10 protein-coding genes are annotated in these 13,601 nt (G+C 42.5%); 8 read left to right on the forward strand and 2 right to left on the reverse strand.

Annotation, left to right across the window (positions count from 1 at the left end; genetic code table 11):
• The first annotated feature begins 194 nt into the window (after nt 1–194).
• Nucleotides 195–377: a hypothetical protein gene (locus AACW45_RS19350; RefSeq protein ID WP_190628618.1), complete on the forward strand. Its 183-nt coding sequence runs from the start codon at nt 195–197 to the stop codon at nt 375–377.
• Between the two features lie 163 nt (nt 378–540).
• On the forward strand, nt 541–1,950 hold the full coding sequence (locus AACW45_RS19355; protein ID WP_190628621.1) for a glycosyltransferase: 1,410 nt from the start codon (nt 541–543) through the stop codon (nt 1,948–1,950).
• Between the two features lie 148 nt (nt 1,951–2,098).
• On the opposite strand, the gene AACW45_RS19360 is transcribed toward AACW45_RS19355, so the two are convergent.
• Nucleotides 2,099–4,048 (reverse strand): DNA polymerase III subunit gamma/tau, encoded by a 1,950-nt coding sequence (locus tag AACW45_RS19360; RefSeq protein WP_190628623.1) that lies wholly within the window; start codon nt 4,046–4,048, stop codon nt 2,099–2,101.
• A 599-nt stretch (nt 4,049–4,647) separates the two neighbouring features.
• Between AACW45_RS19360 and AACW45_RS19365 the strand changes: the two genes are divergently transcribed.
• The 6 genes from AACW45_RS19365 (at nt 4,648) to AACW45_RS19390 (ending at nt 11,335) form a co-directional block, all read left to right on the forward strand.
• The gene (locus tag AACW45_RS19365) at nt 4,648–5,331 is read left to right on the forward strand and encodes a hypothetical protein (protein ID WP_190628766.1); all 684 of its coding nucleotides are present in this window, start codon (nt 4,648–4,650) and stop codon (nt 5,329–5,331) included.
• A 225-nt stretch (nt 5,332–5,556) separates the two neighbouring features.
• Nucleotides 5,557–9,480 (forward strand): CHAT domain-containing protein, encoded by a 3,924-nt coding sequence (locus AACW45_RS19370; protein WP_190628625.1) that lies wholly within the window; start codon nt 5,557–5,559, stop codon nt 9,478–9,480.
• A gap of 103 nt (nt 9,481–9,583) precedes the next feature.
• A complete protein-coding gene (locus AACW45_RS19375) occupies nt 9,584–9,937 on the forward strand; it encodes a winged helix-turn-helix transcriptional regulator (RefSeq protein WP_190628628.1) in 354 nt (117 codons plus the stop codon).
• A 373-nt stretch (nt 9,938–10,310) separates the two neighbouring features.
• Nucleotides 10,311–10,535 (forward strand): hypothetical protein, encoded by a 225-nt coding sequence (locus AACW45_RS19380; protein ID WP_190628631.1) that lies wholly within the window; start codon nt 10,311–10,313, stop codon nt 10,533–10,535.
• A 116-nt stretch (nt 10,536–10,651) separates the two neighbouring features.
• Nucleotides 10,652–10,939, forward strand: a complete 288-nt coding sequence (locus tag AACW45_RS19385) for a hypothetical protein (RefSeq protein WP_190628633.1) — start codon at nt 10,652–10,654, stop codon at nt 10,937–10,939.
• Nucleotides 10,940–11,155: 216 nt separating this feature from the next.
• A complete protein-coding gene (locus AACW45_RS19390) occupies nt 11,156–11,335 on the forward strand; it encodes a hypothetical protein (RefSeq protein WP_190628636.1) in 180 nt (59 codons plus the stop codon).
• Nucleotides 11,336–11,519: 184 nt separating this feature from the next.
• On the opposite strand, the gene AACW45_RS19395 is transcribed toward AACW45_RS19390, so the two are convergent.
• A complete protein-coding gene (locus AACW45_RS19395) occupies nt 11,520–13,508 on the reverse strand; it encodes a S8 family serine peptidase (protein WP_190628639.1) in 1,989 nt (662 codons plus the stop codon).
• Between the last annotated feature and the right edge of the window lie 93 nt (nt 13,509–13,601).

Below are 13,601 nucleotides of genomic sequence, written 5' to 3' on the forward strand. Positions count from 1 at the left end.
GGGGCATTGGGCATGGGGCATGGAAAGACATATTTTTATGGCGAGGTTTATGGGTTTTTCCCGTGATTGGCTGTCTTGAAGTTAGGGAAGGGGGACAAGGGAAGGGAGACAAGGGGGACACACTTCGGCTGCGCTCAGTGACCGGAGGAAAAATGACTATTGACAACTGACAACTGACAAATGACAAATGACCAATGACCAATAAAGTTACTGTTAAGAAATATGTGAATGTCGGGTACAATGGGGCTGCATTAGCTTTTAGGGAAGCTGAGAGCAATAACAATCAAAAATCTCTTCTATCTAGGGATAGAGGCTGTTATTGTGAATTCTCTCAACAACTAGCTGTTGCTACTTGGCGATCGCTCTACCTAAACTAGAGTTGCTACTAAAGAGCAATTCTCCTGACTCGATAGCGAGTTAGCAAAGGTAAGAAATTACTGCCAATCTTAGGGCTAGCTCAAGGTTGTACAGTTTAGTGTTACCTGATTCTCAGCTTCTTTACAGGCGTAGAACAATAGTGGTTTTTGAATCAAGTAACCTATGCCAGCGAATTTCTGGCCCGAAGAAGATTCTAGTAATGAGCTTGCTCCGCTCAATTCTCTGTTGTCTGACCTTTCAGCCACTGAGGAGCTAGTAGTAGAGACAGAACCTTTGTTTCTACCATTCCGGTTTCAAGGACGCAGACGCAAAGCAGCTCTAGTTTTAACTCTAGTCTGGAGCATCACCATCGCTCTGCATTTAGTTTCCTGGGGTTTTTCATTCGTACTGGGATTAACCACTATTCTGGGTATTCACGCTTTGGAGGTGGTATTTGCCAGACCCCGCCGTCATCCTCAACGAATAGAGGGAGAATTACCTTCTGTATCTGTTTTAGTGTCAGCGAAGAATGAAGAAGCAGTAATTGGCAGATTAGTCAAGAATCTTTGTAGTCTGGATTATCCAGAACACAAGTACGAACTCTGGATAATTGACGATAACAGCAGTGACAGCACGCCGCAATTACTTGCAGAATTAGCTAAGGAATACAAACAATTAAAGATCCTCCGCCGTTCCGCCCAAGCTACAGGCGGTAAGTCAGGGGCATTAAATCAAGTTTTGCCACTGACGAAGGGTGATATTATCGCCGTGTTTGATGCTGATGCCCAAGTTGCACCGGACTTGTTGCAGGAGGTAGTACCTTTATTCCAAAGAGAAAAGGTAGGGGCGGTGCAGGTGCGAAAAGCGATCGCCAATGCCAAGGAAAATTTTTGGACGAAAGGGCAAATGGCGGAGATGGCCCTGGATACCTATTTTCAGCAACAGCGAACTGCTTTAGGTGGGATTGGCGAATTGCGAGGAAATGGTCAATTTGTCCGGCGTGCAGCTTTAACTAGTTGCGGTGGCTGGAACGAAGAAACCATTACTGATGATTTAGATTTAACCTTGCGCTTACATCTAGACGACTGGGATATTGAATGTGTCTTTTCCCCAGCCGTACAAGAAGAAGGTGTCACCAATGCGATCGCTCTTTGGCATCAACGCAACCGTTGGGCAGAAGGTGGATATCAGCGCTATTTAGATTACTGGGATTTACTCTTAAGAAATCGCTTAGGAGTGCGTAAAACCTGGGATTTATTCAGCTTCATGCTGATTATGTACATTTTACCTACTGCCACAATTCCAGATTTATTAATGGCGATCGCTCGTCATCGTCTACCCATGTTAGGCCCCATCACAACTTTGTCTGTTAGCCTCTCTATGTTGGGGATGTTGACCGGTTTAAGACGGATTCATCAAGGGCAAAAATTCCAGTTTTCCACATATTTAGCGTTACTGCTGCAAACCATACGCGGCACTATATATATGTTGCACTGGTTGGTAGTTATGAGCAGTACTACAGCGCGGATGTCCTTCCGTCCAAAACGCCTAAAATGGGTGAAAACTGTGCATACAGGGGCGCATAAAGCGTAATAGGGCATGGGGCATTGGGCATGGGGCATGGGAAACAATTTTAGATTTTAGATTTTGGATTTTAGATTGAATTCCAATCCAAAATCGTAAATCCAAAATCCAAAATTTCTTGTCCTCCTTGTCCCCCTTCCCTTATCCTCCTTCCCTTCTATTCATCATCTAAATCTGATTCCTCAAGCACATCAGATTCAGCCACAGTATCGGCAAAACCCATACCATCATCGGATAAGCGGATGACTTGTCCTTGAAAAAATTCTGCTAATCTTTGGGCAGCGATCGCAACTTCATCTGTTTCCCAATCATTAATCACTGTTGGCGCTACTGTTGGCGCTGGTTGCGGTGGCACAGTTTTGACGCCGTTATTATTTTTAGCTACTGGCTCAGTTTTTGCTGGTGCTGGTGTCGATGGTGGCTGTACTGGTGCTGGTATGGGCGGTGGCGTTTGTCTCTCGTAACTTGATGGCGTTGGCTGCTTCACAATCGGTGCGCCATTGTTACTTGCAACTTCGCGCTTGACTGGCGTAGCAGTTCCCGGCGTACCCACTTCGATACTGACTGTTACTTCCTTTTGGTAGGTTTGCTGGAAAGCTGCTGTAATTATTTGCAAGTCTGACTGTACTTTTTTATGCCATGCGGCTTTCACGCCTACACGGGCGTAAACGCCGTCAAATTCAATCAGATGGCACATTTGCCTCAGCAATTCTCTTCTTGGTATCTGAGCAATATTATTGAGTACCTGCTGCCACATTTGCGTAAAATCCGCAGATGCCGTATCGACAATTTCCTGTACGGATGATACTGGCGTGACAGATTCTACAGGCGGGTTCGCTGGCTGTGGTTCTGCTGCTGGTTGAGAATGAGCAATCCTTTCTGTAGTGGGTGATACAGTTGTCTTGATAGCAGAGATGTTGTTTGCTGGTAGGGAGACGGGAACAACTGGGGGAGATGAGGGTAAGACTGCTGGTGTATTGATTCTTGGTGCTTGGTAAGTGGCTTGTACGGGAATATGAGCGCTAGGTAATAAGCCTAGTAATGTCACCTCTAACCACAAACGCGGCTGGGTAGTGTTTTTAATTTGAAATTCGGCTTCCCGTAAATGTTTCTGTCCTGCCAAAATAATGCTGATATCTAGCTTTTGGGCTAATGCAATCAATCCTTGCCAAGTTTGCTGAGTACAAGCAATTAAATCTTGGCGGTTGGGTGCAGTTTTCGCAATTAGTAAATCGCGATAAGAAGCGGCGAGATTTTGCAAAATCGTCAGGGGTTCTCGCCCACGATTGAGGATATTGCGGGTACAGTCGAGAACTGCTTCTGCATGATCTTGAGCGATCGCATCTAGCAAAACTAATAAGTCTCGTTCGCTTACAGAACCGACTAAATCCCAAACTTTTTCTGGGGTGATTTCACCGGCTAATAGTCCTAATTGATCGAGTAGGCTTTCGGCGTCCCGTAATCCTCCCTGGGCAAGTTGCGCCACTAAGGTGACGGCTTCTAGGTTAATGTTAATGTTTTCTTTGCTGGCGATCGCACTTAAGTGCTTAATCATCGCCTCTAAATCTATGCGTCTAAAATCAAACCTTTGACAGCGAGAAATAATAGTTGGCAATACTCGCTGGGGATCGGTTGTCGCCAAGACAAAAACTACGTGTTTAGGTGGTTCTTCTAGTGTCTTAAGTAACGCATTGAATGCCTGGGTACTGAGCATATGGCATTCGTCGATGGCGTAAACTTTGTAACGACACTGTACAGGGGCAAACTGGGCTTTTTCAATAATTTCCCGAATATTATCAACGCCAGTATTGCTGGCGGCGTCGATTTCAATCACATCTAAGGAATAGCCTTTAGTAATTCCCTGACAAACATCGCACAAACCACAGGGTTCTGCTGTTGGTTGCGGACTTTGAAGACAATTGAGCGATTTGGCGAGAATCCGGGCGCTAGAAGTTTTACCTGTGCCTCTAGGGCCAGTAAATAAATAAGCTGGAGCGATTTTCGCTGTGCGAATCGCGTTAGTGAGGGTAGTAGCGATCGCCTCTTGTCCCACTAGTTCAGCAAAACTCTTTGGGCGATACTTGTGGTGCAGGGGTTCGTAAGACATAAAATTGCAGCACCCAGTCGAGTTTGGGCTTCTAAAATCAGGATATTTTGCGGTTTAAACGTGAGCTAGGGTGGTGAGGACAGCACAAAACTAGGGTTAACCAAATCCTACTCTCAAGGAATATTCTTGCTTCTTCCCACGAGAGGCTGCTTTGGGAACCCAAATAATTGTTTCCAAATCGGTGAACTACTGTTTAACAGTTAGTACAGTATTTTTATATTGGTAATTGTGACTCAGTTGTACGATTTTCAATTTGCTGCTTTCTTATAGCACTATTTCTGCCACATTTGTACATAACCCCAGGGGGCTTTAACTGTGGTCATAAATCAATTATATCAGACAAGGGCAAGCTTTAAAAGTTCCAGGGTTGTATATTATACACTATTTTCTTTAAGTAGATGAATCAGCCTGAGTTTTTTTCTAGTGCTGTATATGTGGCGACATATCTGGTAAACTACCCAGATCCCAAATCTACTAGAGAGCATTCCTCAAGTTTGGGATTGTAGCCTAAGCAAGAGGAAGTTTTTCCGGAAAATTAAAGCTATAGTAAATTGCGATCGCTACAATCTTAGGGTAAATCATACTCAATGGTGCGGCAGATGCTTAAGCGGCTAATTCAGTGGCTGAAAAATTTTTTTCAGAGCTTGTTTGGTGGGAAATCCAGCCGCTCTTCAGTTAGGAGAGATGTGCCCAAGGAACCACCACCACAACTAAGCGATACGGATCTCGAATTTCTATTCAACGAACTTTTAGAAGGAGTACATCAAGCAAAGGGTCAAGCATGGGCTATCAAGTGGTTACATAATATTGAACATCGCATTTCTACTCAACGCTGGGTTGAGTGGTTGCGCCAATTACAACAAAAATTACTCGCTGCTCCTACACCCAATAATGAATTAGCTTCGCGGTTAGTACAACTGGGCGATTTAGGCGTGGGTGAAGTGGGTGATGTCGCCTACGAAATTGGGATGGAACTGTTAACCCGTAATCAAGGTGAGCCAATTTGGGAATACGCTGGGGTAGATACTGTCAGTACTGCATCAGTTCCCGAAAGTGACCCGGTATCCAATATCCCAGATCCAGGCGATAATTCTGCTGAGGGAGATTACCAAACAGTCACCTTAGAACAATTATTTATGATGATGCAGCAGGATGAAACCTTAGCCGAGCAAATAGCCGAACAGCTGGGACTGGAAACCAAAGATCCACAAGTGATTATTCAAGCATTGATTAATCAGTATCATGCTGCTAATCAAGAGGCAACAGAATACAGCGAATCTTGACTTTGTAACTCAAAAGCAAAACAATATTGCCACTGCCAAGAATTCGCTGATATGCTCACCTCAGTTGAGGTAATAAATTACCTAACTGATTTACAATAACCGATCCGTAGATTACGCATTGCCCAACTTTTTTTCAAGTTAATAGTAGCTTTTTACGTAATTGACGATCTTTTTAACACAACGATGGCTACAATCTAGGTTAAACAAAATCCAAGAGTGTGACAGATGCTCAGGCGTCTATTTCAGTGGCTTAAAAAGTTATTTCAGCAGCATCCTTTTAGCAGTCAGAAAGCTGGCTCTATAAATGCTGTCAGAGGTTACGGGTTGGCAAATAATGCACCACCCGAACTGACTAATGCGGATTTAGAACTGTTATTTACACAGTTGCTAGAAGGCGTGCAACAAGCAAGAGGTAGACAGTGGGCGCTGAAGTACCTGGAACGCATGGAACATCGCATTCCTGATGAGCGCTGGATAGATTGGCTATTGAGCTTTGGTGAAAGATTATTAAATTCACCTGCACCTAACCATCAGTTAGCAGCACGACTGATTCAGCTGGGTGAATTGGGAATTGGGAGAATCGGTGACCTTGCTTATGACATTGGTCTGAGCCTCTTAAAGCGCAACTCAGCTACAGAGTATGAAGAGATTGAAGAGCCAGATCGACATCAGCATAGAGCAATGGACAGCAGTAGACCAGAAAATAACCACTTAAACTCTCCAGGTCAAGAATTAATCCGGAACTTGGGCGATCGCTTGTGGGATTATGACGACGATGAGACGGAAATCCTCCCCATCCCGGAAATGAATACCGTTGAGGAAACCTGGACAGGTAACTTTGGAGAAGTTGTCTGGGAATATCAAGCAGAAGATACCGTAGAAATCCCCAGACACCCAACTCTGCTCGATCCGGGTGATGATGATGAAATCGCTAACTTATTCGATTTGTTCTCTGAGCCAGATGCACCAGAGAATGAACCTACCACGCCAATTACTAACCTGAATCCGGCGAAACCAGAATCAAGACAGACTCCGCAACCAGAAGTAACCAAACAAAATCCCCCAAGACAAGAATCAAGACAGACTCCGCCTCCAGAAGTAACCAAACAAAATCCCCCAAGACAAGAATCAAGACAGACTCCGCCTCCAGAAGTAGCCAAACAAAATCCACCTACACCAGAACCTAGCCATACCCAAGCTAGGGACAACAACAGCTTAACGCCACCGCCAGAAACCCCCAGCCAGCCACCATCAGAAACCGGGACATGGGATACATCCTTAAACAAATTAGAACCCAGCGTCGCCCAAGCCTTTGATGAGTTGTTAGTGAGATTGGATCAAAGTACTTCTTTAGTCCAAGAACTAGCTTCAGAACTAGCAATTCAACGGCAAAATTCCCAAATCATTCCCCAGCCGAAAATCGACCGCGCCCAAGCTTGGTTTTACCAAGGTCTTCAGCAAGCCAGAACGGGAGATTTAGCCGGGGCGATCGCATCTTATAACGCCGCTATTGAAATTAAACCCGATGCTTACGAATATTGGTTTAATCGGGCTTTGACATTGTTTCATTTAGAAAACTTTACCGAAGCGATCGCCTCCTACGACTGCGCCATTGAACTCAAGCCCGATTTTCACAAAGCTTGGTATAATCGCGGGGGGATTCTCGGTGAATTAGGAGACTTTGCAGCAGCTGTCACTTCCTTTGAGCAAGTCATCGCCCTGAAGCCAGATTTCCCCGAAGCTTGGTCTAGTCGGGGTTTAGCACTAATGAAATTAGGGCAATTATGGGAAGCGATCGCTAGTTACGACCAAGCCCTAGTATTACAACCACTAGATCCAGAAAATTGGTATTACCGGGGTATCGCCTTGGGTGTGAGCGAACAATATCAAGAAGCGATCGCCTCCTATGATAAAGCCTTAGAAATTGAACCGAATTATTATGAAGTCTGGATTGACCGGGGCGTAGTCCTGTTTAATTTAGGACAATGGTCAGAAGCGATCGCTTCTTGGGATAAAGCACTGTCAATTCATGCTGATTTTTATCTAGCTTGGTATAACCGAGGCGTAGCTTTAGATAATTTAGGCCGCCGTGAAGAAGCCATCGATTCCTATCGCAAAGCGATCGCCATTAAACCAGACTTCCATGTAGCTTGGTATAACCAGGCCGTAGCCTTATTTTATTTAGAAAAATATACCGAAGCGATCGCTTCCTATGACAGCGCTTTACAAATTAAAGCTGACTATTGGGAAGCTTGGATTGGACGCGGAACAGCCGCCGGTCATATTAATAATCCTGATGCGTTGTCTGGTTTATTTACTAACATCACCGCCAAAAATTCTGCTTTAAAACAAAGTGGTTATGAAGGTAAATTAGCTAGCTACGAAGCCGGCTTGAAATATGTTCGTCCCGATACTCATCCCGAAGGTTGGGGAAGATTGCATTTAGCAATGGCTAATAGTCATTACGATCAGGGTAAGAAACATTCCCCCACCCGCAGTCATTGGCAAAAAGCCGTAGCTGAATATAATCAAGCCCTATTAACCCTCACCAGCGAAGACTTTCCCCAATTACATTTAGAAGTCTTACAATACCTCACCAAAACTTTAGTTGGTTTAGGACAAACAGCACAAGCCCAAGAATTTCTGCAATATGGTAGCGAGTTATTACAACAGTTAGTCAGCGATCCCACCCGTCCCGATGACAGTAAAAAACAGCTAGCTTTAAAATTTGCCGGCTTGAGACAATTAATCGTTGATTTAGCTGTAGATTACGGCGACTTAATCGAAGCCTGGGAAATTGCCGAACAAGGCAAAAACGCTTGTTTAAATTGGCAGCTTGCAGGTTGGCAAAATCAGATTGATGTCCTCAGCTATCCTCAAGTTCAGCAACTACTAAATCCCCAAACAGCAATTATTTACTGGCATATTAGCCCAGCCGCCTTACATACATTCGTCCTCAAAGATCAGGCTCCGTCACCTATCCTCATATTTACCCCCATGCAAGATACAGGGGTATTTAGTTTAGGTAAAACCCCAATGCGGCTGCACGAAGTTCCCCTTCCCGAAGCCGTGAGACGTTTCCTGGCCTTTGAATCTTGGTTAGAAGACTGGAATCAACAATATCAGGAATATTGTAGCCATACTGCCGATAAACAAAATCAAAGTAACCATTCCTGGCGCATGGATATGGGACAAAGGCTATTAGCATTACAAGATATCCTGAATATCTCTAGTATTATTCAAGAACTTGAAGGTATTAGCCATCTGATTTTAATTCCCCACCGCGATTTACAAAAATTGCCTCTCCATGTACTGTTTGAAAATCCGGCTATATCACCAGAATTATTGAATATACAGGCGAATTTTACTATTAGCTATTTGCCTAGTGTCTACACGGGATTAACAGGAAAATCAGCAAATATCGGAGATAGAAATACGCAACTATTCCTCAGCGTCGAAAATCCCCACACCGCCGATTATCCGCCCCTGAAATTTGCCAAACTACAAGCCGAAATTGTTAGCCAAATGTTCCCCAATTCTCACCGAATTCAGGGAGGACAAGCTAATAAAAATACTGTTCAGAATGCCTTGGAAGATGAATATAATATTTTTCATTTTACCGGGTCGATAATTCACAATGCTAGCGAACCGAAAAAATCAGAATTAGCGTTAACAGATACAGATAAACTGACTTTAGAAGAAATCTATCAACAATCTTTAGTCAGTTACAATTTAGTTAATTTATCAGCTTGTGAAACTATCACTAATCACAATTATTCAATTAATAGCGAATATGTAAGTTTAGTGCATGGTTTTCTTAGTAGTGGAGCCTCCCAAGTTATTAGTACGCTTTGGACTGTCGAATCAATCGCCAATGATTTAGCCATTGTCGAATTTTATCGCCGACTACAACCAAATAAATCAGCCGCTACTACCTTAGCTGAAGTCACAGCTTGGTTACGAGAACTCACAGCTAGAGAATTAACTCAATGGTACGAAGATTTACTAAATAATTTACATCCCGAAGATTTAAGAATTAGGACGCATGTAGCCACACAAATGTATAGAAGCAGTAAACTTCCCCCAGAGCAAAAGCTATATTCCCATCCTTATTACTGGGCTGCATTCACAATCACAGGTAGGTCATAATTAACCCCTACACCAATAATTTATCAACTAAGGACAAATGACAAATGACAATTGTACAGACAAGGGTTCATCGCGTCTCTAAGTAATAACTAATGACAAAACTATGGAACCAAAAGCAGACAACGATACCAGATTAACCTGCGAAGTAGAAATTACATTAGAAATAATTGGTGGACGTTGGAAAGTCTTAATTATTCGAGAATTAATGGCAGGGGTAAAACGCTTTGGCGAATTACAGCGTGCTTTACCAGGAATTACGCAAAAGATGCTAACTCAGCAACTTAGAGAAATGGAAGATGATGGCATAATTCATCGTGAAGTTTACCCCCAAATCCCTCCCAAAGTCGAATATTCACTCACGCCTCTAGGGCAAAGCTTACAACCAATTCTCACTGCAATGCATGAATGGGCTGTGAAACATTTTTCGCAAATACCTCGCCATCGAATTAATGAATAGTATTTAATAATAGTAGCTATTAATTAACCGGATTTTATTTATAAAAATTAATTAAAGAAATCAATATTTTTTGATAAAAAATATTGCCTAACATGCTATTGATGATAAATTCACTGAAAAAGCTTACTAAAGAAATACTGTTAATTCTGCTAAATACCTAAATTTATCATCATTTATTTTGGTTATCTGAAAAATTCTAGATAATCATAACTATGTATCTTAAGTAAATATACTGTTTCCTAATATATTTTTTATTAAATTTCTGATTAATATTAAATTTGCAGCAAGAAGCTATCAGAAATATTGCCAACTACTCAAAATGTGGTTAACTTAGCATTGTTTAAATCTATATATTGAGTTCATCGCATCACAAATGAAAAGCAAACTCTCAAAAAATCAGACAGGAATACAGCAAAATAACAGCAAAGTTATCCAATTATTAGACTTGAATGAATTAACTAACCAAGAAGCTGAAATGATTACAGGTGGTTTGAATGAGTTGGTTGGTTCTATTTCTGTTAATTGGGATACAGGTGGTGGTACTGGTGGTGGTACTGGTAGTAGTGGTGGTACCTGGTGCGAAGCAAACAGCAAGTAACAACACAGATTTAACAGCAGTCAACCAATTGTTCATCTATTAATGTTGAGTCTAGAGAATTAGCGATGGTTGTTTGATAACAACACCCCTAGTTTCTTGGCAGAGAAAATTGGGAAATGAATGTAAACACAGAATGGCTTCTCGAAATGAACATGGAAATTAAAAAAAATCATCTGACAACAGCTCACCAAAATCGCAAAATTGCAGATTTATTAGACAACCTTACCGAGCAAGAACTGGAATTAGTTGTAGGAGGTACAAATATTTCGGCTATTAGTAAAACTGTAGAAAATAGTTTAGAAACAACTAAATTAGAAAAAAATGAAAAGTGTTGGGGTAGTTCTGGTGGAGGAAGTTCGGGTGGTTCTGGTGGAGGAGGTTCTGGTGGTTCTGGTGGTTGGTAGTTTTTCTGATAGTTCAAATGTCAGATAAGTAAGTCGGTAATTAAACTAAACTATTGACTTGACTTAAATAGGCTGCAACCCCTTACAAATGAAAAATGACAAATTATATCCCTAACTAGTTATCTTTAAATGCACCGTCATACTGAGATAATTTGTAATTTTAAAAATGCTTGGCTAGAGTAACAATTAACGTTTTTGAATTTAAATAATAAACAAATGCAGAACAATAATCAAGATAAAAATCATCCCAAGATTCAACCCAAGAAACAAAAGCCCCAAATCTTAATGTTGACTGAAGTCAGCGATGTAGAAGCTGAAATAGTAACAGGTGGTTCGGAAATAGTAACAGGTGGTAGTCTTTCTAGTGGGTGGAATCAAATGACTTGGGATAATTAATGATTAAGTCTGGCAAACTTGACTAAGTTATGGTGCGTTATGGACTAAAATCTATAACGCACTATGCAAGATTATAGCTAATACCAATTTTAAAAAAGAATGAGACAGATTGTAGGCGCATGGCAATGCCATGCGCAAAAACTCCATCCACAAGGGGACGGAGTTTTTCATGAGATAATTGAGATTAAAAGCCAATTTCAATAGTCAAGCTGCGAATTTTGCCTGTATCCATTTGGGCTTTATCTGCAACCTCTAAAGTCCAATTACCCTGAGGGCTTTTACCTTTGAGAGTAGCTAAATCAGGAGTATTAACTTCATCATAGGTTTTTTTGATGTTGTCTGTCCCTCCACCTTGGCGATTATGGAGAATTATCGGTAATACGCCTGATGCTGCGGGGGGAATCAGACTGACTACCAAATCGCCAATATAGGTATGCTCAATATCTACTTCAACTTTGATAGATTTGATCGCCTTGGTGTTAGCGATCGCTAAACTGAGTGTAGATATCTGCAAATCTTTAATCGCTACATCCTGTACGGCTTTGAAAATTCCCACAGGATCTGGTTGTGGTGGTAATGCTAATTCTACGGCTTTCAGGGCATTGACGCGACCGTAACCATATAGGCGGCTGTGTCCGTTAGCATCATAATTACCACCAGCGCTATCAATGCGATCGCAAGAACGTTTAATGATATCTTTGACTTCATCCCAACGTAAATTGGGGTTACGGGAAAGAATTAAAGCTGCAACACCAGCAACCCCAGGACAGGCGCTAGAAGTACCACCAAAACTATTAGTATAGTTACCAGCTAAATCTCCTTGTTCTGTCTTACCAGAATTATACCCGACTGCACCAGTGCGATCGCTTGTCCAAATCCCTGGGGTTTGGGAACTGTAGCCGTTATTACTGGGGAAAGCACACCATACAGCATTGCCATAGTCACTATAGGCGCTTCTGGTGCCATAGTCATTACAAGCAGCTACCGCAATGATTTTAGAATAGCTGGCATAGCCATCATTATCTACACTTTCGTTGCCATTACCAGCTGCAAATAAAATTACGCAGCCTTTACCATTGCGCCCTTTCGTAAAGGCGTAATCCATTGCCAATCTGGTAGAGTCGGGTAAGGGTACTTTTTGCTTGTGAACGGGATCGTTAGCATCCCACCAATCACCATCTGGTGGCCCCCAGCTACAAGAAATGATATCTGCACCATTTTGCGCCGCCCAGATAAATGCATCGGCTTCATCTTGGGAACCCAAGGCGGAAACGTAGCGAATTGGCATTAATTTGGCTTTGGGTGCAACACCTGAAGCACCAAAGTTACCATTACCACAGGCTACCCCAGCGCAAGCTGTACCATGATGATCTGAGTTACCTGGTCTGGGATTGTTAGTTTTAAATGTTACATCTCTTGGGGCGACAATCTTACCAGCTGTCCGGAATTCTTCATGATCGAGATCTACACCATCATCAATAATGGCAATGGTTGTACCTGTACCGTCGCTTAACTTCCAAGCGGCTTCGACGTTGGCGTGGGCGTTAATTTTTGTACCATTAATTGTAGTTTCTTTTAAGTGCCATTGCTGAGGGGAAATTTGACGTTTACGAAATTCCCGCACTAGTTCTGGATGGCACAAGTCTACGGCTTGTTCATTGAGTAGACTTTCAGCTAAATCAAAGATGGCTAAACCAGTATTTGCGGGTGCGCTGACAAAATAAGCATTACGGGCGTAATCAAGTTGACGTTTCACGGTCAAATTGTAACGCCGGAAAATTTCTTCACAGGTGCTTGCTTCGACTTCATCATCAAACTTAACGAATAAGTTTTCTGTATAAATTACTGGCTGATTGGAATTGGGATCGATTAATACGCGCCCAGCAAATTGAATTTGCGGTTCTTGATTGAGAATTGTTCTAGCTTGATCGCGTAAAGCACTATCTTCTGTCGGTGCTTTTGCTTGCAGAACTTCCACACCGGCTTGGCGAAAGCGGGTTTTTACCTCAAATTGCTTCAGAATACTCCGAGCTTCCGGTGATACAGATGCTACTTCAAAAGGGCGATCGCCTACAAGTAAACTGCGGTTTTCTGTCCGCACCACAATTTGATTATCGCTGATTGCCAGTTCATACTGTTCACCGTTCTGGCCACCATAGCGAACCTGAACCATAATTTATTCTCCTGGTATCCATTGACATCTCAGCCTCTGGCTGGCTTGTGCATATCTGGAAAGTGTCACCCGCCAGCCGCAGCTGAGGAATAG

The sequence above is a fragment of the Calothrix sp. FACHB-168 genome, assembly GCF_963889195.1.
Taxonomy (GTDB): Bacteria; Cyanobacteriota; Cyanobacteriia; order Cyanobacteriales; family Nostocaceae; genus Aulosira; species Aulosira anomala_A.